This is a genomic window from Virgibacillus ndiopensis (assembly GCF_900187325.1).
Classification (GTDB): Bacteria; Bacillota; Bacilli; order Bacillales; family Amphibacillaceae; genus Virgibacillus_E; species Virgibacillus_E ndiopensis.
This window is the reverse complement of the sequence record NZ_FZMZ01000003.1, coordinates 19,022-41,895: the sequence shown is the minus strand read 5'-3', so window position 1 is coordinate 41,895 and position 22,874 is coordinate 19,022. Positions and strand designations below refer to the sequence as shown.

Here is a 22,874-nt window from a genome sequence, read left to right as displayed (position 1 = left end):
TTGTGTATTACAATGTCATTCGACTGGTTATCTTATTGGCCCGCAACATCGCGTTTTGTGAAAAACAGCCAAGTGACAACAAGGAAAATAATATAATAGACCGCTAATACTGTGATTGAAAAACCTACTGACATCCCTTCTATAATAGGTTCACCAAATTCATATTGTTCAAGGTTAGTGTTGGCAAATAAAATGAACTTAGCCCAACTGTGGTCTGCGAAAAAGGCAACAATTGAGTTTCCTGCAAACATTAGAAAAATTGCTATACCAATTGCTAATGAACTTTGACGAAAAGCAGAAGAGATCATAAATGCGAACGTTGCCATCATTAATAAAGTTACTAATTGATAACCGTATCCTTTTAAGATTTCCCCGTAAATAGAAACATGTGCATAACTTCCAAGTTGATTTTGAACAAAAGAAGCGTCTCCATTGACACCGAAGAATAGTGCCCCAACTATCAATGAAATCAGTAAGACAAAAAGTAGGGTTAAAAAGGCGAAAATAAGAACGGATATATATTTGGATAACAAAATTTTAGTACGAGATAAAGGTCTGATAAGTAGTAATTTTATAGTACCCCATCTGAATTCATTTGCGATTATTCCTGCTGCTACAATAATTGTAAATAATGTAACTAACGAAAGCAGAAATACATTCTCCATGACAAATTGCCACGCATCATATGCTCTTGGTTGAATATCATTTTCTAGATAGAAATTGTTTTTAGTAAGCTGACCAGACTGTTCGTTTTCCTGCAAATGTTCATTAATCTCGTTATTTTCCTCCTGTAAAACATCTCGCCAATTATCCTGCTGGTATTTTTCATTAAGGTCGCCATATGAATTTGTGACCACGGCTAACGTTATAATAATTCCAGCTAATAGGAGGTACATGACCCAGGTCGACTTTCGTATATATATTTTAAATTGCTCATTGTACAGAAGCTTGAAAAAGTTACTCAATTGTATTCTCTCCAATCAAATCGAAAAATTTATCTTCTAAGGATGCTTTAGTTACACTTACTTGATATACGGAAATATCATGTTCAACTAGTGTTTTAATTAGTTGTGGTATGGATTCTTTATCATTTTGAATAACTAATGCGCCATTATTGACGGTAGACTCTATATCATGCTGTGTTTTTAATAGTTCAACTGCTTTTTTGACAGGTGTTACTTCCATCAGTATTTGATTTACCTGTTTTTCAACTGATGTGTCATGTACATTCTGTGTGGCAATAAGTTCACCATTTTTAATTATTCCTATTCGATCACACATTTGCTCTACTTCGGAAAGCAAGTGACTGGAAATGATAATTGCGACGTTATCCTTCTCAGCTAAGCTTCGTATGTATGTACGAATTTCTCTTATTCCTGCAGGATCAAGTCCATTTGTAGGCTCGTCTAATATTAGTACAGATGGTTTATGTAATAACGCTTGGGCAATTCCAAGGCGCTGGCGCATCCCTAATGAATATTTGCCGACCTTATCATTGATAGGTTTTTCTAGTCCAACAAGTGAAATAACCTCGTTCACACGTTCTTTGGTAATGCCGGGGATCATCCTGGCATAATGTAATAAATTTTGTTTGCCACTCATAAATGGATACATTTCAGGGTTTTCAACAATTGCCCCGACTTCGCGCGCTGCTTGTTTATAATCGGATTTAATACTGTTACCCATAATACGAATGTCACCATCAGAAAGGTTCATTAATCCAACCATCATGCGGATCGTTGTTGTTTTACCAGCGCCATTTGGCCCAATAAATCCAAAAACTTCACCCCGATTTATTGTGAAAGAAATCCCTTTAATAATTTGTTTGTTGCCGATGTTTTTCTTTACATCGAGCAGTTGCATTGCAGGTTCTGCCATTGTATATTACCTCCATTATTGTTTCTCTAATTATTGTTACGATGAAGCGGCCAAAAAGGTTTCACAATAAATATAATAGGTCCTCCCTTTTTAAGGAGGACCTGTTTAATAGATTCATTTTATTAAATTAGGATTTTCGCGTTTAGCATCTTTTACCTGTGGCTTACGGTAACCACCTGCAATATCAGCACGTTTGAATTCTTTTGTGTAGTGAACTTCTTGTGCGTCTGATAGTTGAATATGCTTGGTTGGTTGATATTGTGAATTTCTCATTATCGCCTATCCTTTCACTGTAAAAATTAATGTTCTGTTTTGGGTTTTCCCGTTTGAAATAAAATAAAACATAAAGGAGAATCACGGCACTACGATTATTGGGATTTTATATTTGAAAAGTCAAGATTTTCTGTAAATAACTTTATCGCTTTTTCACATCAAGGTATACTGTATATAGGTATAATTTATGAATGGGGTGGAGTTATGAAGGAAGTTGTGATTGTAGAAGGTTGTCGTACAGCTGTAGGTAGACGTAAGGGGAAATTTGCAAATTATCGTCCGGATGAGCTTGCAGCGGTAGTTCTAAATGAATTAATGGAGCGTACAAATGTGAGTAAACAGGATGTGGAAGATGTTATTTTAGGCTGTGTAACACAAGTTAATGAGCAAGGTGGAAACATAGCACGGACCGCAGCATTAATAGCTGGATTCCCAACTCATGTTCCTGGTGTAACGATTGATAGACAATGTGGTTCAAGTCAACAAGCGGTCCATTTTGGAGCACAGGCAATTGCTTCAGGGGATATGGACATTGTCATTGCTGGTGGCGTAGAAAGTATGACACGTGCTCCGATGTTTTCAAATATGCAGGGAACGAACCCAAGTGAAAAATTAACAGCTTCCTATGAAATCGTAAATCAAGGAATTTCTGCTGAAAAAATTGCCGACAAATGGGAATTTACTAGAGAACAATTGGATGAGTATTCATTACAAAGCCATCAACGTGCATTAGCGGCAATTTCAAGTGGGAAATATGAAAAAGAAATTGTTCCAGTTGAAGTGCAGCAAGATGATGGATTGAGCGAGACATTCAAAATTGATGAAGGTCCACGTGAGGACACCACGTTTGATATATTAGCAGGTTTAAAAACAGTTTTTAAGGAAAACGGCAAAATCACAGCCGGGAATGCCAGTCAAATGAGTGATGGAGCATCGGCTGTTTTGTTGATGTCTGCAGACAAAGCTGCTGCACTGGGGTTAAAGCCAAAAGCTCGTATTGTTGCGCGTGTAGTTGTTGGTTCTGATCCAACGCTTATGTTGACAGGACCTATTGCGGCAACAGAGAAGGTATTAAAAAAAGCAAACCTAACCTTAGATGATATGGATAGGTATGAAGTAAATGAAGCCTTTGCACCTGTACCACTTGCATGGCTTAACGATACCGGGGGCAGTATGGAAAAACTTAATGTAAATGGTGGTGCTATAGCACTTGGTCATCCACTGGGAGCTACTGGAACGAAATTATTAGTATCTTTAGTACATGAGTTAGAACGAATAGAAGGACGATATGGGCTTCTTGCAATTTGTGAAGGTATGGGAATGGCAAATGCTACCATTATTGAGCGTTATCTCCATTAATGAGTAGTAACAAGCCCCATTGAATGACATTTCACATAATTGGAGAAGGATTGGTATGGAGTTGGATGATATGCAAGCGATGGTAACAGACGGTGCTATAGGTTTAGAGGATACCACTATCAGGCACATGGAAAAAAATAGCGGTAAGACTACCATTTTTTGATGATGCTAATTGCTAATCGACTAATTGAAGGACTGGGCAATGATCATGTCTACTATATGAAAACGGATGTTACGAATGACGTACAGGGTAAAAGAAAATCTGGCTTCATACATCATTCGGATGTAGCCAAAATAGGAGGGACCACGATGGGAAAGTATCGATTTGAAACGGAAGATCATGAGTTATTCCGGAAGTCATTACGAAAATTTTTGCAAAAAGAAGTGGAGCCAAGCTATGACAATTGGGAAGAAGATCGTATCATTCCTATCGACATATGGCGGAAAATGGGTGAGATGGGGTTCCTTTGCCCACATGTAGCAGAAGCATATGGTGGTTTGGGTCTTGATTTTAGTTATTCCGTTATTATTCTAGAAGAGCTAGAACGAGTTGGAACGAGCTTAACTGGTTTCGGACTGCATTCCGATATTGTTGTACCATATATTGAATCATATGGTACAGAAGCACAGAAAAAGCATTGGTTACCTGGGTGTGTGACAGGAGACCATATCACTGCAGTTGCGATGACGGAGCCAGGAACGGGGTCTGATTTAGCAAATATTGCTACAACCGCGATTCGTGATGGAAATGACTACATTGTCAATGGGCAAAAGACGTTTATTACAAATGGAATCAATGCTGATCTTGTTTTAGTTGTTGTCAAAACGGATCCAAAAAAAGAGCCAAAGCACAACGGAATTAGTCTATTAATTGTTGAAGACGGAATGGCAGGATTTTCCCGTGGTCGAAAGCTGAACAAGGTTGGCATGCATGCACAGGATACAGCTGAATTATATTTTGAAAATTGTCGTGTGCCAGAGGAAAATTTGATAGGGGATGAAGGTAAGGGATTTCGTTACTTGATGGAAAAGTTACAACAAGAGCGGTTAGTAGTGGCGATTGCTGGCCAAGTGGCGTCAGAAGATATGGTTGAAATGACATTGGAACATGTTAAGTCACGAAAAGCGTTTGGGAAACCTATCGGATCATTTCAAAATACACAATTTAAATTAGCTGAAATAGTGACAAAAGTAGAGATTGGTAAAACATTTTTAGAGTCGTTGATTGAAGATCATATTGCAGGCAAAGAGATTGTAACCAAAGTTTCGATGGCGAAATACTGGTTAACAGAAACTGCAAAAGAAATTGCCTCCGAGTGTATGCAGCTGCATGGAGGATATGGATATATGGAAGAATACAAGATTGCTAGAAGGTATCGAGATACACCTGTAGCGGCTATCTATGCAGGGACCAATGAAATAATGAAAACGATTATAGCTAAAAATTTAGGATTGTGAAGAAGAATGAAAATAGTAAAGAGCATAACTACTTACTGGATATGCCATTTGGAAGACATGATTTGAATAATCTGACATAACAAAATCTTAAAGCAGGTAATGTTGGAATTTGTCAAAACGTGTTATGATTGTAGCAAAAGGCTTAAGGGGTATCAGCAATGAGAAGGAAACATATATTATTTTTACTTACGATCTTTATGTTGTTATTAGTTACGGCTTGTTCTAATGACAAAGAAAATACAAAAACAACAGATGATACAATTGAAGAACCACAATCAAAAACGGAAAAAGAGAAAGAGGAAGAGAAAGAAGAACCAGAGAGAATTGAAAAAGAAATAACGATTTCAGCGATTGGCGATATGCTTATTCATTCACAAGTGTATAAAGATGCAAAAGAAGCGAAGGGTTATGACTTTACACCAATGCTGGATGCAGTAAAGCCGTTTTTAAATAACTCAACAATTTCGATTGCTAATCAGGAAACAATGATAGGTGGCGAATCTATTGGACTATCATCCTATCCAAGATTTAACAGTCCAGTAGAAGTTGGTGATGCATTGAAGAACGTTGGTGTTGACGTTGTGTCCATCGCTAATAATCATACCTTGGACCATGGGGAAGATGCTATTAAACAGGCTATTGAACATTGGGAAACAATTGATATGATGTACACGGGTGCATATAAAAATAAGGCAGACAGCAATGATGTTCGTGTGTATGAAACAAACGAAGGGATATCTGTTGCCTTTTTAGCCTACACATATGGGACGAACGGTATTCCTGTGCCTGATGGAAAAGACTATTTAGTCAATTTAATTGATAAGGAAAACATGGCAAGCGCTATTGAAGAAGCTGAATCAAAAGCAGACGTAACCATTTTATGCCTTCATTTTGGAAATGAATATGAACGCCTTCCAAGTGAGGGGCAGAAAGATTTAGTACAATTTGCTGCTGATCATGGAGTTGAAGTTGTTTTAGGTCATCATCCACATGTGCTGCAGCCAGTTGATTGGGTAGAAGGAAAAGCTGGTAATAAGATGCTTGTTGCTTATTCTTTAGGAAACTTTTTATCTGGACAGGATGAATTTTATCGTCGGATTGGCGGAATCATGCAGTTTACGATTCATAAATCAATTGTTGGTGAAGAGGAGACAGTAGAAGTAACATCTCCAAAATTTGTTCCCACATTTGTAACTTATCACAACTGGGCAGACTTCAAGGTTATACCGATGTATCAGTTAACGAATGAACAATTACCAAATGCACAGAAGCATTATGAAGAAATGAAAGCACACATGTCTCAATGGATGCCAGAGCTTGAGTTTGTTGAAAAATAATATTAGAAAAACCGTGCAGCCAATAACGTGATGCATGGTTTTTTCATCAGATATCAGCTTTTTACATAAATTAACTTCATAGTTTCAGTGAAATGCGACGTAAGTTATCTTATGTAGCTGTTATTCCCACAGCCAGTATACACTACGATTTCAGGAGCAGCTGCTATCCTTGCTCTCCTGCCGATATCCTCGTTCTCCTGCCGATATACACGCTCTCTTGCCGATGTTCACGCTCTTCTGCCGATATTCCTGCTCTCCTGCCGATGTTCACGCTTTCCTGCTGATATCCTCGTTCTCCTGCCGATATTCACGCTCTTCTGCCGATATTCCTGCTCTCCTGCCGATGTTCACGCTTTCCTGCTGATATCCTCGTTCTCCTGCCGATATTCACGCTCTCCTGCCGATGTTCACGCTTTCCTGCTGATATCCTCGTTCTCCTGCCGATGTTCCTGCTCTCCTGCCGATATTCACGTTCTCCTGCCGATGTTCACACTTTCCTGCTGAGTATTATCTCCCCAGGATGCTTCTATTTTTCTGTCTCCTCGGCTTATGTCGCAGTTTACGTATTTTGTGTCAAAAACAACATTTTTTAGAAGATAGGTTTTTGCATTTATTTAGTAATACGCATCTTTTTATTCATAACAAAAGATATTACATACAATATAATACCAACACAAGCAATTAAAAGTGTTGGAATGGTAATAACAGTTCCGAAACTAGGCATGAAAAATGGTACACTAACAAATAAACCAATAGTACCAGTACTGATACTCCATAGCTGTAAAAACTCTACCCATTTTTTTGTTTTTTTCTCCTGAAATGCAGAACGCTTTATCCATTTTAAAACGAGTGTAATAAATAACCAAAGCAACAAAAGAAAAATGATTACGTTTACAGTCCCTGAACCCAACGAAAACTGTAATGTTTTAGTGCCCAGGTCAAAAAAGTAATGTAAACCAAATCCTATAAAACCATGGACAAGACTAATAATCGCTAAAAATTGGAGACCAATATATGTGATAAATAACAGTTGGTGAGAATTGTTTTCCTTTGGGATTTCTCCAATTAATTCCCTGCAGTATGTTTTAGGATCATTACCAAAAATGTCCTCTGCGGTACGACCTTCTTCCTGTGCCTGCAATAAATGCTCAAGAATTTCTAATAATACTTCTTCTGTTTGTTGTTCTGATTTATTATATTGTAGACGAATATAGATAAGCATGTCTTCATAATAGGCTAGGTTTTTCTCATTCAACTGTTCACGTTTTTCATTATTTAATGTAATGATTTCCTTTGCATTCACAATATTTTTCCCCCTTTGTCAATAATTCGCTCGACTGGTTGTTTAATCGTTTCCCAGTGATAAATGAACTCTTTTAATGCTTCCTGACCTTCAGAAGTTAAATGATAATATTTTCGCTTTGGTCCAGCTTCTGATTTTTTCATTTCACCTTTGATCAAATTTTCTCTTTGTAATCGAAGTAAAATTGGATAAATTGATCCTTCGCTCACATCCGACAGACCAAAATCCTGTAACCTTACTGAAAGCTCATAGCCATATGTTGGCTGGTGCTGAATAATTGAAAGGATGCATCCTTCAAGTATCCCTTTTAGTAACTGACTTCTTAATGTCATTGTTCTCACCTACCTTGTAATACAAGATACCGAATAATTTTAGAGCTACCTTGCATTACAAAGTAGCTTATGTTTATTATAAAACTTTTTATGTAAAATGCAACCCTTTTTTGATATGATTACGATATGTATTTATTAACCGGAAAATAAAGGGGATAATAATAAATGGAATGGAAAAATATTTATCGGGGAATGCTCATGGGAGCGAGCGATGTAATTCCTGGTGTTAGCGGTGGAACGATTGCTGTTCTACTTGGAATATATGATCGATTAATTGCCGCTATAAACGGAATACTAAGTAAAGAATGGAAAAAACATATAGGATTTTTAATTCCGCTTGGTATAGGTATAGGAGCTGCAATTTTATTATTAAGCCGTGTCATTGAATGGTTGTTTGCACACTATCCAGGCCCAACACAATTTTTCTTTTTAGGACTAATTATCGGGATATTACCATATTTATTTCATCAGGCGGATGCAAAAAATACTTTTGGTTTAAAGCATTTTGTTTTATTGATAATTGGTGCAATTATTGTTGGTTCCATGGCTTTTTTGCAGGCAGATGAACCTGCGGTGATAGAAAATATAACAAGTTCTACATATATTTTGTTATTTTTTGCAGGCGTTCTTGCCAGTAGTGCTATGATTCTGCCAGGTATTAGCGGTTCATTTATGCTTCTGCTTATCGGTGTCTATCCAACTATTATCAGTGCAATCAGTAATCTTCAGCTCGATATAATTGCAGTAACTGGCGTAGGAATCGTTATCGGAATTTTGGTGATGAGTAAAATTATTAACTTCTTCTTGAATAGATATCGTTATATGACTTTTGCGCTCATTATCGGATTAGTTATCGGATCAGTTATTGTTGTTTTTCCAGGCTGGCCGGAATCAACTTCATTGCTACTTCTAAGTATAGGAACGTTTGCAGTTGGCTTATTTGCTGCATATATACTTGGGCGAGTAGAATATATAGACTAAGCAAACTAAAAGACAATATGGAACATAATCGATAAAATAGATGTAGGAACATAAAAGGGGTGTTAAAGGAATGGAATATATAAAGACAGAAGATAAATTTAATGAAGTTATTCAGGGTGAGGAACCTGTCATAATTAAATTTTTTGCTGATTGGTGCCCAGACTGTAAACGAATGGATATGTTCATTGGCGATATTCTAGAGGAATTTAATAATTATGATTGGTATGAGATAAATACGGATGAGGTAAAAGGTATTGCTGAAAAATATGAGGTGATGGGAATCCCTAGCATTTTAATTTTCCAAAACGGCGAAAAACTTGCTCATCAGCATAGTGCATATACAAAAACACCAGAATCAGTAACAGAATTTTTACATGAACAACTAGGTTAAACTAGACATTGATCCACCTTCAATTCATTGGAGGTGGTTATTTTTAGTAGTAAGGAAAGTATAAAAGTTGGTTCTATTTAGCTAACGACATGGTAAGCCACATCCACACAAGCGCTCAACGACTGATGGACTTCCCTCACCTCAGTACGATAAGGTCAACATCGATTCGCTACTCACCCGAGTTTCCTTTATCTCCTGCGTAGGCATGTTCGACTAAAACCACCGCTTTGCGAGGCAACGCCGAACCACCCTGCTTGGCAGGGCGCAGTCCACACGTCGCTAAACGGGCTCTTGCGCTTTTGTACTGCTTTTTTTGAGAATGTGTGTATTGGGGAGGATTTTATGAAGAAACTATTTTCGCAGTTATCAAACGAACAGGATGGATTGGAAAATGGCATAATAAAAGAAGGATACGCTAGGTGCGTAATCCTTCTTGGGATAAGACTAGACCAAATCAAAATGTAACTTCTCATTGTTATTAAAATTTATTTTACAATTTTGTAATGATAGTAGGCTCTTATTGAGTTTTCTTGGTTTTAATTGATAAATATGTGCAAATTTATCTCGATCTATACCACTATAGTTAATTTTTGTTATGGTTTGTACGTTTAACAAACTTGTGTCTGGATACGCATCTTTTGGATTCTCCCACTCAATTAAAAATGGAAGAAGCTCTTTTTCATGATTGTACTCTGGAAATAGCATTCGCCATTTTAGGACAGTACCATCTGGTTTCTCCCGTTGAGCGGTAAAAGGACCCTTGAAGGGAATGTTTTGTTCCTTAAAATGATATATATAATCATCCATTTCATTTGTCCTGAGGGCAAATTGAAATGGACCAGGTATCTTATTGTCCAATACATAAACCAAATGCTGGATTAATGGGTTTTCGGCATTTTTTGTTCTGAATTCATCGGTCACACCAAGCCACTCTATATAACTATCATTTGAGAAATAAGATAAATAGTTATACGTACCCCAGTCCTCATGTTCACCACCTTTTACAGCTTTAATTGTAAATTTATTTCCGTATTTTGCACTTGATTCCTCGGCATCGATTGCTGCAACCACGATATGATCTAGCGCTAACATAATAATCACTCCCCATAATAAACTCTTTTTCTATCAAATTCCTACTTACGTACAGACCATCTAATAGATTTTGACTATAAAATTGTAGGGTAAAGCTTAATATTTTCTACAATATCTTATCCCCGCAATAGAACTTGCAATTTATTTACTTTGGTTTCATGAATTGTCTTTGTATAATCCCTTTTTTAACAGATTTATTTCTAACGTAAAATTTTCTACTGATTCTTCATAAGATATTTCCTTTGCATAGCTTTGTACAAGATTATGGAACGTAACTGCCATAATTATTTTGATAGCATGAAATAATTCGTTATCGTTGTTAATATTTAATTTAGAAGTATTGATTAAGTTGCAGACCTTCTTAAAATTTTGATTGAAGTGACTTTCACTAAACTCTTTTGTATAAATCTTCTCTATCTTGTAATTCATATTTAAAAAGGCGTTTCTGAAAAAATCACAGTTTTCCTGTTTTTGTGATTTTTCTAGCATTGATTTATATAATTCAGTTACTGTGTCAAATATATCTCCATTAGTCTTTTTTAGTAAGTAAAGAAACTTTTTCTGTCTTTCTTTTGCGTGTTCGTTTAATAAAAAGAAGAATAGATCTTCCTTATTATCAAAATATTGATAAAAACTTCCTCTGGGTATTCCAGAAGTCTTAATAATATTTGAGATGCATGCATCATATAATGAGACCCTTGAAAACTCTTTTTTGGCTGCTTCGATTAAAATTTCTTTTTTTTCTTCAGGTAAATTTAAAAAGGTTTGCTTCGGCATCTTTTCGCCCCCATTAGTAAACTAAACAAAAGTGACAACATGTCATGTTGGGTGTTGATTAATTATAAGTGACACAATGTCATATGTCAATTTAAATATGACATAGTGTCATTTTTAAATCAAGAAATCCATAATAATGTTAACTATAAAAGATATGTAAAGCAGGTGTGGGTATGGATAAACCAACTGTTTTAATTGTTGAAGGCAAGAAGAAATAAGTAGGATATGACAATTAGAATTAGGATATGAAAATGATTAGACGAAAATTACCAATAATGGAAAAGATGTACTCTAGTTAATGGAACAAAAGCGTGGGATTTGGTTTTGTTAGATATCATTTAGTTGATCGCAAAGGATAAAAAACTTTGCGATCATATTGTATTTAGTATAACACTTTAAAGTTGTTTGTAATGGTGGCCATCACTGTAGGAAAGCGTGCAAAATAGGCGCTTATGATTTCAACAGTGTCTTTCTGAATTTCTTTAACGATAGGTTTATTTTTAAACATATCGTAGTTCCCACCACCGTTTGCCCGGTAATTATTTAGAACAACATGGTAAGTCTCATTTGGATCAATTGGCTTACCTTTGTATGTGACATTTTCTATTCGTGAACCAATTGGCTGTTTAACATTTATTGTATAGTTAATTCCTTCCCACATGTCGTAATTGTAATGCTGGGGTTTTGGTTCAATATATGTTGGATTTACTCCAATTTTACCGGCTTCATCTAATGTAAAATACGCTGCAGATTTCTCAAGCGCTGCAATGATATCGTTGCCAGTAAGACGAAGTACAACCAATGTATTTGGATACATATAATTTGATACAATATCACGCATTGTTACGACAGAACTGAAGCCGCGTGAGTTGTTATTTAATAGAGAAGTGACCGAGATATCTACACCTGCTGCATCCATTTGTACTTGATGAATGAACTCAATGAAAGAATGCTTGGTTAATCTGGCTTGAAACGGGTCTCTAATTACCATGTCACCCTCAATATACCCGATTGGTTGATCTAGCCACTGCTGTGTAGATGACTCGATCTTATTCATATAGTTAACGATAGCTGTATCTGATTCCACTCCATCTAATGTTTGGATACTAGCATGTTTGCTGCATATCGACCACTTGTCTGAACTATTCTTTAGGTCGATCGTTATTTCTCCATAGGATTGTCCATTAAATCCTGGTTGGACAACCAACACATCATGAATGCTGCCAGTTAATTTGCGGTGTTGATGACCTGTTAACAAAACATCAATACCATTAATTTGTTCACACATTTGATATCCCTGATTCTCCCCGGTTAATGCTTCAGTTGGTTCAACTGATTCAATATCACGTTCAAGTCCTCCATGATAGGAAGCAATCAATACATCAGGTTGTTCTGTTTGGTGAATATATTCAACCCATTTTTTTAAAGTGATACAAGCGTCGGTAAAACGAATTCCCTCTATGTGATCTGGAGATTCCCAATTTGGAATATAATGTGTCGTTACACCAACAATAGCAATTTTTATGTCATTTTCCAGTTGTATTATTTTATATGGTGGGCCGAAGTAAGGTTCTGCCGTTTTCTCATCTAGGCAATTTGCAGAAAGCCATGGGAATGTAGATTGGGTAATGGCATCTGTAAGAATTTTTTTCCCAAAATTAAATTCATGATTCCCAACTACACCAGCCTCGATTCCGATTTTGTTCATAATTCCAACCATTGGATTTTCTTCATTAGCATGTTCCTTAACATAGTGAGTCATTAACGGTGTACCTTGGATTAAGTCACCATTATCAAGGACAATGACATGATCATGTTTGGACCTCGCTTGCTTAACGACTGTCGCGTATTTAGCCAATCCTATATCAGCTGGCATGTTGTTTCCATACAATATCGGCAGTGCATTCCCGTGTACATCACTTGTGTATAGAAGGGTAATTGTTGCTGTATTATCTTGCATTGTCGGTCATCCTTTCTATAAATATGAAAAAGAAATCGGCTAACGTGCCGATTTCTGATCTCTGGAATTTAGAAAAATAATGGTTTAGCCTGAGTTTATGATCTTATACAATTTTTCTTCTAATTCTTGCTGAAATAAAGTCGATAACTGTAACGACAATGATAATTGCTAATAAAATCATTCCCATTTCGCTCCAGTTCCGGTTATTTGCAGCGAATATTATCATTGTACCAATACCACCCGCACCAACTATACCAAGAATGGATGATGCGCGGATATCAATTTCAAATCGATAGATCGCATACGATAAAAATTCTGGTATGATTTGTGGAATAACACCATAAAATAGTGCCTGGATTTTATTAGCACCATTTGCTTCCATAGCTTCGACGACCTGCATATCGATCGACTCGACAACTTCTGAATAAAGCTTTCCAAGCATTCCAGTTGATCCAATTGCAATCGCAAGCACCCCTGCAAAGGCATTTGGACCAACGGCAACAACAAACAAAATTGCTAAGATAATATCCGGGAATGCGCGGATAGCTGATAAAATCCACTTACCGATTGCCGATAATAATCTACCACGTGACATATTTTTAGCTGCTAAAAATCCTAATGGAATTGCAAGTATAGCAGCCATAAATGAACCAGCAAAAGCGATAAAAATAGTTTCAAGTATTTTTTCCGAAACTTCTCCCGCTGCTGCCCAATCCGGATTGAACAGCTTAGGAATTACCCTGTGAAAGTTACTTGTTGCCCGTTCAATAGCTCTTGCCCAATCAATATCTATTCCAATAAAGGTCCAAACATATACAGCAATAACAGCGAGAAAAATAATTCCCTTTTTAATCTTTTTAAATGGGGATTTCTCTTTTTTTGGAGGTAATGAATAGGTTACCATTATATCAATGCCTCCCTTAGTTTATTACTTATGTATTCAATGATAAGTACAACGACAAAAATAAGAACAATGATTGCCATCGCATTTGGATAATTGTAAAAGCCTAATTGTTGATCAAGAACAAGTCCAATACCACCTGCACCAACTAACCCTAATACGACAGATGCTCGAATATTTATCTCAAATACGTATAAAACAAACGAAACAAACTGTGGTAAAACCTGTGGTACTAAACCGTGAAAAATAACTTGTAATATATTTCCTCCAGAAGCACGCATCGCTTCAAGTGGATTCATATCGACTGATTCGATTGTTTCGCTTATTAACTTTGCTAGAATCCCCAGTGAAAAAATGATTAATGCAATAATACCCGGAAAAAGTCCAATCCCAAATAAACCAACAAATACAACTGCTAATACTAAATCAGGAATCGTACGTAAAATATTCAGTAATGTTCGTGTTAAATAATAAAGTGGTTTGAACGTTGTAATATTTTGCGCTGATAATAATGCTAAAGGGACCGTTAAAATTGCTGCAACGGTTGTAGCAATGATCGCCATTTGAATCGTTTGTGCCATTGGATCCCAAATAGCTGGCAGAATACTTAAATTAGGCGGGAAAAACTTTTCGATAACGACTGCCATATTTCCAAGCGCATTTCCAAATCCGCCGACCATTTGCTGCTGCGTCCAGAACATACTAAAAAGATAAATACCTATTACAACGAAAAAGATTACCGTAATTTGTATTTTTGTTTTTACCGGAAAAATGGGTGGTGTCGTACCTTGAGATAATGAGTTTGATTGTTTTGTCACGATTCGTTTGCCCCCCCACGCAAGTCATCCTCACGTATTGTACGGCCGTAAATTTCCTCAAACGTTTTCTCCGATACTTCTGAAACAGGACCATCAAAAACAACTTCCCCAGCCCGCATACCTATAATACGGTCCGCATATTCCATAGCCATATCGATAAAGTGGAGGTTGACAATTGTTGTGATATTATCCTCTTTGTTAATTTTTTTCAAATAAGTCATAACCTGGTGTGATGTTGGTGGATCAAGTGATGCAACTGGTTCATCCGCTAAAATATAGTTTGGCTTCTGCGTTAAAACACGAGCAATACTTACACGTTGCTGTTGTCCACCACTTAGTTCATCTGCACGATTATAAATTTTTTCATCGATGTTCACTCGCTTTAAGCTTTCATAAGCAAGTCCAACATCTTCTTTTTTATATAAATTTAATATAGAACGAAAAGTACCCGTATGTCCTAGCCGCCCTGCAAGTACATTTTTCAATACGTTTGAACGTTTTACTAGATTATAATTTTGGAAAATCATGCCAATTTTTGTACGAAGTTTACGTAAATTAGTTCCACGGTAGGGTAGAATGTCTTCATCATCAATTAGAAGAGAACCAGATGTTGGTGTAACTAAGCGGTTAATACTACGAATAAAAGTGGATTTTCCTGCACCAGATAGACCGACAATAACAACAAATTCTCCATCATTAATTGTTACATTTATGTTTTTTAAACCTTCTGTACCATTTGGATACACAAGGCCAACGTCTTTAAATTCAATCATAATATGCTATTTCCTCCATTACAGAATCAGGGTTATTTACATGTCGTAAGTTAGAAAGTATAAATTAAAACAACGTATAGCTGAATGTTTGGCTAAAATGCCACTTTATTTGTGTGTGTTTGTTTTTGTTCCTAAACTTAGAAAAAGGGGGAGATTAAATAACTCCCCCACCTCAAAGTATTCTTATTGCTATTAAGCTATAAAATTCTAAACTATTAAAGTTCAATGTTGTCTTTGAACTTTTGATACGTATCTTTTACTACTTTATATTCCTCATCAGATGCTTCAATGATAGCATCCCAGTTGTATACCTCGTTCATAATTTTAATCATGTCTTCATTTTCATTAAAACCTAGGAAAGCATCTTTAATTTTTTGTACTAATTCATCATCTAATTCTTTTGTCACGGAGATAGTATCATTTGGAATTTCTTCTGTATAGCCAATTATTTTTAATTTATCCATAACATCTGGATACTCACCTTTAAGTTCTGTTCGGACATCGTCAAAGGTTGTCGCTACATCAGCATCACCTTCATATACAGCGATTGCAGCTGAGTCGTGTCCGCCAGCTTGCAAAGTATTAGAGAAGAAGTCTGTTTCTAATGCTGTTGCAGAATCATAGTCGAATTTCTTCATTAATTGGTTTGCTGGGAATAGATAGCCGGAAGTTGATCCCTTATCCGCATACGCCCATCTTTTACCCTTTAAATCTTCTAGGTCTTCAATACCTGAATCAGCACGAACAACGTATTGTGCCTTATATGTACCTGATCCGTAACGCTCTGATTTAAGAATTACTTCAACTCCGTATTGCTCGTTTGCTAATACATAACCAAAAGCTGGAATAAACCCAATTTGTACTTGGTTAGCTCCCATTGCCTCTACTAAAGAATTGTAGTCTACCATAACTTTTCCTTCTACCGGCTTACCTAATACCTCAGATAGCTCATCTGCCAAAGGTTTTACCGTATCAGCGATTGTGTCAGAGTCCTGTGATGGAACAAATCCCATAACAATAGTATCTGGTGATTCGCTTCCTTCTTCTTTCTTTTCAGCTGAATCCCCTTCATCAGAACTGCCACAAGCTGCAAGTACCAGAGCTAAGCCTAACACGAGCAATAGACTGTAAAGTTTTTTCATCTTGACCCTCCTGTGTATTGTCAAAAATTTATAAATCCTTCACTATTATTAAATAACATTTAGGTCAAAAATGCTAGACTATTTTTAAAAATTTACATCAGATTTACGTTTTTTATTTAAAATACTATTAAAAAGTATAACTTTATACTCAATTGTGTTATCTGAGGGGATTTTTCAAAAGTATATTTAGGTTTTGGGAAGATAAAAAAGGCAATTACATAGAGTAACAGATTAATTTTGATGGAGGTTACGCATGTGAAATACGAAAAAGCGTTATTCCTATTCAACGGAAATGCTGGAAATAAAGATTTAAAACAAAAACTAGCCCAAACATTACCAATACTAACGCAATCAATTAAAAAATTAATAATCATGCAGACGGAAACACTAGAGGAGGTAAAAAATTGTTGTATAGAATATGCAAGTGATGTTGACATTATCATCATTATGGGTGGTGATGGGACGGTTCACGAATGCATGAACAGTATAGCTAATCTTGAAATTAGACCGGTCATCGCTATTTTACCAGCAGGGACCTGTAATGACTTTGGTCGGATGTTACAGATGCCTCAAAATCTAAATCAAGCAGCGGAGGCCATTATTAACGGTGAAATTATACCTGTTGACCTTGGTAAAACAGATGAACGGTATTTTTTAAACTTTTGGGGAATTGGATTAGTATCAGATACTTCTTTAAATATTGACGAAACTCAAAAGAAATCACTTGGAGTACTTAGTTACTTTATGAGTACAATTAAAACAGTAAACCAAACTGAACCATTTTCATACAAAATTAAAACTGTTGAGGAGACGTATGAAGGGGAAGCGGTAATGATATTAGTATTAAACGGAAGATATATTGGTACTAAGCAGCTTCCGATTCCATCAATCAATCCAAACGATGGGTTGCTTGATGTATTAATTGTAAAAAACTCATCATTAGCATCGTTTAAAGAGTTACTAACATTAGACCGCCCAAATAACCGTTTGGACCCGCTAACCGAATTAAATTATTTTCAAGTGAAAGAACTGACTATCGCAACGACTGCAAACAAAGCAATCGATATGGACGGAGAAATAAATGGCACGACCCCATCCGAAATAACAATCCTTCCTAGCCATATTCGGATGGTAAAAAAGAATACGGGCTTGTGAGTTCATGGTATAATTAAATAAATGTTGTAGGACGAAAGTAGGGTGACATATAGTTGGTAACTAAAGAAAATAGTACTTTGTTAGCGAAAAAACAGGACACTTCATTAAAACTTTTTGTTGTATTATCAAAAGCATATCGCGTTATTATGCAGAAAGTAGAGGAGGATATTCAATCAAGAGGGTTGAATCTAACCGATTTTGCAGTACTAGAACTTTTGTATCATAAAGGTGATCAACCTTTGCAAAAAATTGGTGAGAAGATTTTACTTGCTAGTGGAAGTATTACATATGTCGTAGATAAATTGGAAAAAAGAGATTATTTAGTACGGAAATCTTCTCCACGAGACCGAAGAATTACCTTTGCATCAATTTCAGAAAAGGGACGGGAGCTATTAGACATAATTTTCCCGGATCATTGGCAACGCATTGAGGAATTAATGAGTGGATTAAATCAAGAAGAGAGAGAGCAGGCGGTTGTTTTGTTAAAGAAATTAGGATTATCGTTACGAAAAATTTAATTTAAAATGGTTTAAAAAATTTCTTTTAGCTGTGATTTATGTCATAGCAAGGGATGAAAAAAGTAGTTATGATAATAAAGGGATATGGGATGTCTCTGCTCTACAACTATATGCATAAGCTATTCGGTAGGCTTATGCCCTTTTGAGGAGGGAAACCTCACAGAAGAGCAAAATGCTTTGTCTATTTTAGATAAAGTGTTTTGCTTTTTGTAATGGTTATAGTAAAGAGTGAATAAAGGTATGTAAATACGCGTGTGCTAGTTATAGGTGCTAACGGACAAGTTGGGAAACAAATTATTAAAAAACTAATGGAAGCAGAACACGAACCTGTAGCTGGTACGTAATACAGAACAGTTACCATTTTTTGAACAAATGGGTGCAAAAACAGTGCTTGCGGATTTAGAAGGGATTCGGTTCAATCCCTCGTGAAGATGTGGCTGCAGTACTAGTCTATTTATTAACAGTTCCTAGAGCTGAGAATAAATGCTTTGAATTAATAGAAGGTCCCACTCCTATTGATAAAATTTTTCTCTAGTAATTAAAAGTAAAAACACAGTTCCGCTTGCTTAAATAACAATAAAGAAACTGTTATTTGGCAGCGGAATTTTTATTTTAACATATCGTAACAAAATTGTAATATTCATGTTTAATCTGTTACATTGCTGGGTAATTATTAGGTATAAATCTCCTTAGGAGGAAAACATCAATGAGCAAAAAAGAAGTTTTAATTTATATAGGTGGAAACAGTAAGCGTAATAAAAAGCTATTGGAACAATTGGATGATTGGGAAATAGATTATAAGAAGAAAAATGTTATCGAAAACCCTAAATTTATGAAAGAATTGCAAGATAAAGGGATATTCGCTACACCAGCAACATTTATAGATGGAGATCCAATCCTGGGCTTACAACTAAATAAAATTAAACATGCGTTAGAAATCAGAAACACTGGTTTTGGGAATAATGATTAAATTTCATAAAACACACTAGAGGGTATAGTTGCATATTGTAAATATAAGAAAGTGCAAAAGAGGTGTATTGCTATGTTTAATAGGCCTTACTATTATAATGATCCCTTTCAGTACAATACTTATCATGGTAATTTTTATATGCATCCACAACAAGGAAATTATTCGCAGTATCAACCTCAAAATCCACCAATTTATAAAACGCCCTTTGAACATTTTGCTAAACCAAAACAACCAAATGATTGGTACGTCAATATGCAGCCAAATCTAACGCCATATCCACCACAAAAGACAAATGGTCTTTTTTCTTATTTCCAAGATAAAAATGGACAAATGGATCTTGATAAAATGTTCTCAACTGTTGGAAAACTGGCCAATACAGTTCAACAAGTATCACCAGTAGTAAAACAATTTGGCTCAATTATGAAAAACATGTAAAACTATTACTTAAATATGCTGATGGCGGAGTAAATGCTTATCAGCTATTTAAGTAATTTCTGTTGGGGAAAATCTCCAATGATGGTAACTGATTAACAATGAATAAGTTATTGCAGGTAATATTCCTTGTAAAAAACGGGTAAAAGAAGGTAAAAGAACATTAGAAGATGTTCAAAAGGTCGCCCAATGATTAGCAACGAATCTCTCGTATGCTTGTAACTAATTTGGCAACCTTTTGACCTTACGATTAAGGAGAATTTATATGATTGCATGTTTAATTTTACATGGCTATACTGGGGGACCTTATGAAGTTGAACCTTTATCAACTTACCTGGGAGAACATACTAATTGGCATATAGAGGTACCTACACTTCCCGGTCATGGAAGAAGGCTTGCACTTGAAAATGTCTCCCATAAAAAGTGGATTACAGCGGCAGAAGATTCACTCAAAAAGCTAAATGAAAAATATGACGAGGTGTACCTTATTGGGTTTTCAATGGGCGGTATGATTGCTTCCTATTTAGCTGCAAAATATAAGGTGGATAAATTAGTGCTTCTTTCAACTTCAGGAAAATATTTATCGTTTAAACAAATTTGTCGTGATATTGGAGAAGTTGTCGCTGATGGCTTTAAGGGGAAATTAGGAAAAAATAAATTGTATTTGCATTACAAAAGGAAGCTGGGTACAGTACCTTTCAAAGCAAATCTGGAGTTTTTAAAACTGGTAAAATTCACGAAACCTTACTTAAAAAATGTGGAATCACCTGTAATGATTGCTCAGGGACAACAGGATGGGATGGTTCCGTACAAAACCGCTTACTTTCTCGATAAGGAAATTATATCAAAGCGGAAGGAAGTCGTTTTTTTCGAGCGATCAAGACACTTGATATGTTTAGGGAATGATAAGGATACATTGAATACTCTGGTTTATCAGTTTTTAACAAAAGAAAAGGAGTAGTAAACCCTCCATTTACTACTCCTTTAATGATCTTTAAAAAATGATATCACTAGTCCACCTTCACCAGCATAGGTTGATATTAATGGACCCATTTCTGAGATATAAGCATCCTTAAAAGCATATTTAGTTCGTATTTCTGCCAGAACCTTTTTCGCACGTTCTTCAGCATTACAATGTGTCAAGGTAATCACTTTATCTTCAACATTTTTAGTATATTCACCAATCTGTTCAATAAAACGCCGAATAGATTTTTTGTCACCTCTAACTTTTTCGGAAACTTCAATGGTTCCTTCTTCACTGCCACGCATTAATAATTTAATGTTGAGTGTTTTGGCAATTGCTCCTTTTACTTTATCTAGACGCCCGCCACGAATTAAATTGTCTAGTGATTTTAAAACGAATAATGTTGTGATATGATCAACACATTCATAGAGATGATTGATAAGCTCTTCAAATGAATAATTTTCATTTATTTTTTTTCTTGCCTCATGAAGTAAAAGAGCTTGCCCGCCAGAAGCTGTCTTCGTATTTATTACTTCGATTTGACGGTTAGGTTGTTCTTCAAGCAACATATTTTTACCGCTAACCGCGTTTTCATAAGTAGTGCTTAGACCCTTGGTTAGGCTTAGCATAATAATTGGTTTGTTTGGATCCACCTGTTTATACGCCTCATAAAAATCATTTGGGCTAGGTGCGGAAGACCTAGGAAGATCGCTTTCCTTTTTAATTTTTTGATAAAAACTCGGTAAATCTATATCTACACCACTTTTATATTGTTCCTCTTGAAAATGCAAATAAAGTGGTACAACAATAAGGTTTAATGATTCGGATAATTTTTTCGGTACATCGGCCCCACCATCTGTCATTAGTTGGATACGCATGACCTCACCTACTTTATAATAATATAGTTTTAGTATATCAGTTTTGGAGCAATGTTTGTAAATTTTTTTAATATAATATAGTCGCTTATTATTTCTGGGATATTGTTACTTTTCGTTTACGCGAAGTGCTCATGATAAATAAAAATAATCCTGATAATACAATTGTCCCACCCAACCATTGGGACCCAGTTATTTGTTCATCAAGGATAAAGTAAGCAAGGATTGATGCGCCAATCGGTTCAAACACAATACCCATTGATATAGTGGAGGTGCTCACCCATTTAATTGCCCAATTGAATAAGGTATGTCCGAAAAACGTTGGAATAATTGCAAGGGCAAGGAAAGCCCACCAATTATCGGCGGGATACCCGAAAAATGGATTCTGTAAAATTATATTGTATAGAATTAATGTAATGGAGCTTATTCCATATACTACAAAGGTATATGTCATTAAAGATAGCCGTTTTCTGACGTTTTGCCCCAATAAAAAGTATGCAGTTACAGTAACCGCACCAAGTAAAGCCAAAATATCACCAAATAAAGCCATTCCGCTTATCTGGAAATCTCCCCAGCTGATGATGACACTACCTAACAAGGCGATGACCATACTAATGACAGCACCAGGAGAAAAACGTTCTTTAAAGAACAAATAGGTTCCTAAAAAAGCGAAGATAGGCTGTAATGTAACAAGGACAACTGAGCTTGCTACAGATGTATAATTTAACGATTCAAACCAGAGAATAAAATGACATGCCAAAAATATTCCGGCAAGTATGCAAAGAACCCAATCTCTTTTCTGAATCAAACGAAATTCATGGCGATTCTTGATGAAAATATACGGTGCCATAATAATAACGGCAAATAATAGACGATAATTTGCAATAATAGGAGCTGGTGAACTGTCTGCTAATTTAACTAGAACTGCTGATGAAGATACAGCAATTACACCAATTACAACCGCTATGTATGGATTAAACGGAGGAATACGCATAAAAAAACCTCCCTTGAAGATCTTGCTTATATTTATTTTACCATTCAACCGATAAAAAATCATTTGACGAAGTAGTAGATATCGTTATGGTATGTATGTTATGATAAGATAACCGGTATTTAAAGCATGAATTTTCAAGAGAGGCCCCCTTTCTAAGAAAGAAGGATGCCTTTTTTTATGGTAAAAATATA

25 protein-coding genes are annotated in these 22,874 nt (G+C 35.9%); 11 read left to right on the top strand and 14 right to left on the bottom strand.

Going from position 1 to position 22,874, the window contains the following annotated elements; all coding sequences use genetic code 11:
- Positions 1–32 precede the first annotated feature (32 nt).
- The 3 genes from CS937_RS00295 to CS937_RS00285 all read right to left on the bottom strand — a co-directional run bounded on the left by CS937_RS00295 (position 33) and on the right by CS937_RS00285 (position 2,151).
- Complete coding sequence (locus CS937_RS00295) at positions 33–965, bottom strand: ABC transporter permease (protein ID WP_099156503.1); 933 nt, start codon at positions 963–965, stop codon at positions 33–35.
- Positions 958–1,878: an ABC transporter ATP-binding protein gene (locus tag CS937_RS00290; RefSeq protein ID WP_099156502.1), complete on the bottom strand. Its 921-nt coding sequence runs from the start codon at positions 1,876–1,878 to the stop codon at positions 958–960. The genes CS937_RS00295 and CS937_RS00290 overlap by 8 nt, the downstream gene beginning before the upstream one ends.
- Before the next feature lie 114 nt (positions 1,879–1,992).
- Positions 1,993–2,151, bottom strand: coding sequence for a YfhE family protein (locus tag CS937_RS00285; RefSeq protein ID WP_099156501.1), 159 nt, complete (start codon positions 2,149–2,151; stop codon positions 1,993–1,995).
- A 204-nt stretch (positions 2,152–2,355) separates the two neighbouring features.
- Between CS937_RS00285 and CS937_RS00280 the strand changes: the two genes are divergently transcribed.
- The 3 genes from CS937_RS00280 to CS937_RS00270 all read left to right on the top strand — a co-directional run bounded on the left by CS937_RS00280 (position 2,356) and on the right by CS937_RS00270 (position 6,305).
- The gene (locus tag CS937_RS00280; RefSeq protein WP_099156500.1) at positions 2,356–3,510 is read left to right on the top strand and encodes a thiolase family protein; all 1,155 of its coding nucleotides are present in this window, start codon (positions 2,356–2,358) and stop codon (positions 3,508–3,510) included.
- A 309-nt stretch (positions 3,511–3,819) separates the two neighbouring features.
- Positions 3,820–4,968: an acyl-CoA dehydrogenase family protein gene (locus CS937_RS00275; RefSeq protein WP_099156499.1), complete on the top strand. Its 1,149-nt coding sequence runs from the start codon at positions 3,820–3,822 to the stop codon at positions 4,966–4,968.
- Between the two features lie 158 nt (positions 4,969–5,126).
- Positions 5,127–6,305 carry a CapA family protein gene (locus CS937_RS00270; RefSeq protein WP_099156498.1) on the top strand — a complete coding sequence of 393 codons (1,179 nt, stop codon included), beginning with the start codon at positions 5,127–5,129 and terminating at the stop codon, positions 6,303–6,305.
- 610 nt (positions 6,306–6,915) lie between these two features.
- Here CS937_RS00270 and CS937_RS00265 read toward each other — a convergent pair.
- Together CS937_RS00265 and CS937_RS00260 are read right to left on the bottom strand one after the other, a co-directional pair.
- A complete protein-coding gene (locus CS937_RS00265; RefSeq protein ID WP_245835660.1) occupies positions 6,916–7,608 on the bottom strand; it encodes a DUF1129 family protein in 693 nt (230 codons plus the stop codon).
- On the bottom strand, positions 7,605–7,940 hold the full coding sequence (locus CS937_RS00260; RefSeq protein WP_099156496.1) for a PadR family transcriptional regulator: 336 nt from the start codon (positions 7,938–7,940) through the stop codon (positions 7,605–7,607). Before CS937_RS00260 ends, CS937_RS00265 begins: the two co-directional genes overlap by 4 nt.
- A 165-nt stretch (positions 7,941–8,105) precedes the next feature.
- On the opposite strand from CS937_RS00260, the gene CS937_RS00255 reads away from it, so the two are divergent.
- From CS937_RS00255 to CS937_RS19775, 3 genes are all read left to right on the top strand, one after another.
- Positions 8,106–8,921, top strand: coding sequence for a DUF368 domain-containing protein (locus tag CS937_RS00255; RefSeq protein WP_099156495.1), 816 nt, complete (start codon positions 8,106–8,108; stop codon positions 8,919–8,921).
- A gap of 70 nt (positions 8,922–8,991) precedes the next feature.
- Positions 8,992–9,312, top strand: coding sequence for a thioredoxin family protein (locus CS937_RS00250; protein ID WP_099156494.1), 321 nt, complete (start codon positions 8,992–8,994; stop codon positions 9,310–9,312).
- 342 nt (positions 9,313–9,654) lie between these two features.
- The gene (locus tag CS937_RS19775) at positions 9,655–9,777 is read left to right on the top strand and encodes a hypothetical protein (protein WP_281251850.1); all 123 of its coding nucleotides are present in this window, start codon (positions 9,655–9,657) and stop codon (positions 9,775–9,777) included.
- On the opposite strand, the gene CS937_RS00245 is transcribed toward CS937_RS19775, so the two are convergent.
- The 7 genes from CS937_RS00245 to CS937_RS00215 all read right to left on the bottom strand — a co-directional run bounded on the left by CS937_RS00245 (position 9,757) and on the right by CS937_RS00215 (position 16,775).
- Positions 9,757–10,404: a VOC family protein gene (locus CS937_RS00245; RefSeq protein WP_099156493.1), complete on the bottom strand. Its 648-nt coding sequence runs from the start codon at positions 10,402–10,404 to the stop codon at positions 9,757–9,759. The two genes, CS937_RS19775 and CS937_RS00245, sit on opposite strands and share 21 nt — an antisense overlap.
- Positions 10,405–10,560: 156 nt before the next feature.
- Entirely contained in the window at positions 10,561–11,181 is a 621-nt protein-coding gene (locus tag CS937_RS00240; RefSeq protein WP_099156492.1) for a TetR/AcrR family transcriptional regulator, read from the bottom strand.
- 382 nt (positions 11,182–11,563) lie between these two features.
- Positions 11,564–13,141 carry a bifunctional metallophosphatase/5'-nucleotidase gene (locus CS937_RS00235; RefSeq protein WP_099156491.1) on the bottom strand — a complete coding sequence of 526 codons (1,578 nt, stop codon included), beginning with the start codon at positions 13,139–13,141 and terminating at the stop codon, positions 11,564–11,566.
- A gap of 103 nt (positions 13,142–13,244) precedes the next feature.
- Positions 13,245–14,045 carry a phosphonate ABC transporter, permease protein PhnE gene (gene phnE / locus CS937_RS00230; protein ID WP_099156490.1) on the bottom strand — a complete coding sequence of 267 codons (801 nt, stop codon included), beginning with the start codon at positions 14,043–14,045 and terminating at the stop codon, positions 13,245–13,247.
- On the bottom strand, positions 14,045–14,860 hold the full coding sequence (phnE, locus tag CS937_RS00225; protein ID WP_099156489.1) for a phosphonate ABC transporter, permease protein PhnE: 816 nt from the start codon (positions 14,858–14,860) through the stop codon (positions 14,045–14,047). The genes phnE (CS937_RS00230) and phnE (CS937_RS00225) overlap by 1 nt, the downstream gene beginning before the upstream one ends.
- Positions 14,857–15,633, bottom strand: coding sequence for a phosphonate ABC transporter ATP-binding protein (gene phnC / locus CS937_RS00220; protein ID WP_099156488.1), 777 nt, complete (start codon positions 15,631–15,633; stop codon positions 14,857–14,859). The genes phnE (CS937_RS00225) and phnC overlap by 4 nt, the downstream gene beginning before the upstream one ends.
- Positions 15,634–15,848: 215 nt before the next feature.
- On the bottom strand, positions 15,849–16,775 hold the full coding sequence (locus tag CS937_RS00215) for a phosphate/phosphite/phosphonate ABC transporter substrate-binding protein (RefSeq protein WP_099156487.1): 927 nt from the start codon (positions 16,773–16,775) through the stop codon (positions 15,849–15,851).
- Between the two features lie 255 nt (positions 16,776–17,030).
- Between CS937_RS00215 and CS937_RS00210 the strand changes: the two genes are divergently transcribed.
- The 5 genes from CS937_RS00210 (at position 17,031) to CS937_RS00185 (ending at position 20,811) form a co-directional block, all read left to right on the top strand.
- The gene (locus CS937_RS00210; protein WP_245835659.1) at positions 17,031–17,930 is read left to right on the top strand and encodes a YegS/Rv2252/BmrU family lipid kinase; all 900 of its coding nucleotides are present in this window, start codon (positions 17,031–17,033) and stop codon (positions 17,928–17,930) included.
- Positions 17,931–17,983: 53 nt separating this feature from the next.
- Entirely contained in the window at positions 17,984–18,448 is a 465-nt protein-coding gene (locus CS937_RS00205) for a MarR family winged helix-turn-helix transcriptional regulator (protein ID WP_281251849.1), read from the top strand.
- Positions 18,449–19,154: 706 nt separating this feature from the next.
- Positions 19,155–19,418, top strand: coding sequence for a thioredoxin domain-containing protein (locus CS937_RS00195; RefSeq protein ID WP_099156485.1), 264 nt, complete (start codon positions 19,155–19,157; stop codon positions 19,416–19,418).
- Between the two features lie 72 nt (positions 19,419–19,490).
- Positions 19,491–19,853, top strand: a complete 363-nt coding sequence (locus tag CS937_RS00190) for a YppG family protein (protein WP_099156484.1) — start codon at positions 19,491–19,493, stop codon at positions 19,851–19,853.
- A gap of 262 nt (positions 19,854–20,115) precedes the next feature.
- Positions 20,116–20,811, top strand: a complete 696-nt coding sequence (locus CS937_RS00185) for an alpha/beta hydrolase (RefSeq protein ID WP_099156483.1) — start codon at positions 20,116–20,118, stop codon at positions 20,809–20,811.
- A gap of 23 nt (positions 20,812–20,834) precedes the next feature.
- Here the strand turns inward: CS937_RS00185 and CS937_RS00180 are convergent, their stop codons facing one another.
- Positions 20,835–21,692: a DegV family protein gene (locus CS937_RS00180; protein WP_099156482.1), complete on the bottom strand. Its 858-nt coding sequence runs from the start codon at positions 21,690–21,692 to the stop codon at positions 20,835–20,837.
- A gap of 88 nt (positions 21,693–21,780) precedes the next feature.
- Positions 21,781–22,683 (bottom strand): DMT family transporter, encoded by a 903-nt coding sequence (locus CS937_RS00175; RefSeq protein WP_099156481.1) that lies wholly within the window; start codon positions 22,681–22,683, stop codon positions 21,781–21,783.
- Between the last annotated feature and the right edge of the window lie 191 nt (positions 22,684–22,874).

Excerpts from the sequence above, each read along its gene's own strand:
- CS937_RS00235 (WP_099156491.1), bottom strand. The coding sequence starts at position 13,141 with ATGCAAGATAATACAGCAACAATTACCCTTCTATACACAAGTGATGTA.
- CS937_RS00185 (WP_099156483.1), top strand. The coding sequence starts at position 20,116 with ATGATTGCATGTTTAATTTTACATGGCTATACTGGGGGACCTTATGAA.
- phnC (WP_099156488.1), bottom strand. The coding sequence starts at position 15,633 with ATGATTGAATTTAAAGACGTTGGCCTTGTGTATCCAAATGGTACAGAA.
- CS937_RS00290 (WP_099156502.1), bottom strand. The coding sequence starts at position 1,878 with ATGGCAGAACCTGCAATGCAACTGCTCGATGTAAAGAAAAACATCGGC.
- CS937_RS00280 (WP_099156500.1), top strand. The coding sequence starts at position 2,356 with ATGAAGGAAGTTGTGATTGTAGAAGGTTGTCGTACAGCTGTAGGTAGA.
- CS937_RS00245 (WP_099156493.1), bottom strand. The coding sequence starts at position 10,404 with ATGTTAGCGCTAGATCATATCGTGGTTGCAGCAATCGATGCCGAGGAA.
- CS937_RS00270 (WP_099156498.1), top strand. The coding sequence starts at position 5,127 with ATGAGAAGGAAACATATATTATTTTTACTTACGATCTTTATGTTGTTA.
- CS937_RS00215 (WP_099156487.1), bottom strand. The coding sequence starts at position 16,775 with ATGAAAAAACTTTACAGTCTATTGCTCGTGTTAGGCTTAGCTCTGGTA.
- CS937_RS00255 (WP_099156495.1), top strand. The coding sequence starts at position 8,106 with ATGGAATGGAAAAATATTTATCGGGGAATGCTCATGGGAGCGAGCGAT.
- CS937_RS00250 (WP_099156494.1), top strand. The coding sequence starts at position 8,992 with ATGGAATATATAAAGACAGAAGATAAATTTAATGAAGTTATTCAGGGT.
- CS937_RS00180 (WP_099156482.1), bottom strand. The coding sequence starts at position 21,692 with ATGCGTATCCAACTAATGACAGATGGTGGGGCCGATGTACCGAAAAAA.
- CS937_RS00175 (WP_099156481.1), bottom strand. The coding sequence starts at position 22,683 with ATGCGTATTCCTCCGTTTAATCCATACATAGCGGTTGTAATTGGTGTA.
- CS937_RS19775 (WP_281251850.1), top strand. The coding sequence starts at position 9,655 with ATGAAGAAACTATTTTCGCAGTTATCAAACGAACAGGATGGATTGGAA.
- CS937_RS00275 (WP_099156499.1), top strand. The coding sequence starts at position 3,820 with ATGGGAAAGTATCGATTTGAAACGGAAGATCATGAGTTATTCCGGAAG.
- CS937_RS00240 (WP_099156492.1), bottom strand. The coding sequence starts at position 11,181 with ATGCCGAAGCAAACCTTTTTAAATTTACCTGAAGAAAAAAAAGAAATT.
- CS937_RS00190 (WP_099156484.1), top strand. The coding sequence starts at position 19,491 with ATGTTTAATAGGCCTTACTATTATAATGATCCCTTTCAGTACAATACT.
- phnE (WP_099156490.1), bottom strand. The coding sequence starts at position 14,045 with ATGGTAACCTATTCATTACCTCCAAAAAAAGAGAAATCCCCATTTAAA.
- CS937_RS00285 (WP_099156501.1), bottom strand. The coding sequence starts at position 2,151 with ATGAGAAATTCACAATATCAACCAACCAAGCATATTCAACTATCAGAC.
- CS937_RS00195 (WP_099156485.1), top strand. The coding sequence starts at position 19,155 with ATGAGCAAAAAAGAAGTTTTAATTTATATAGGTGGAAACAGTAAGCGT.
- CS937_RS00260 (WP_099156496.1), bottom strand. The coding sequence starts at position 7,940 with ATGACATTAAGAAGTCAGTTACTAAAAGGGATACTTGAAGGATGCATC.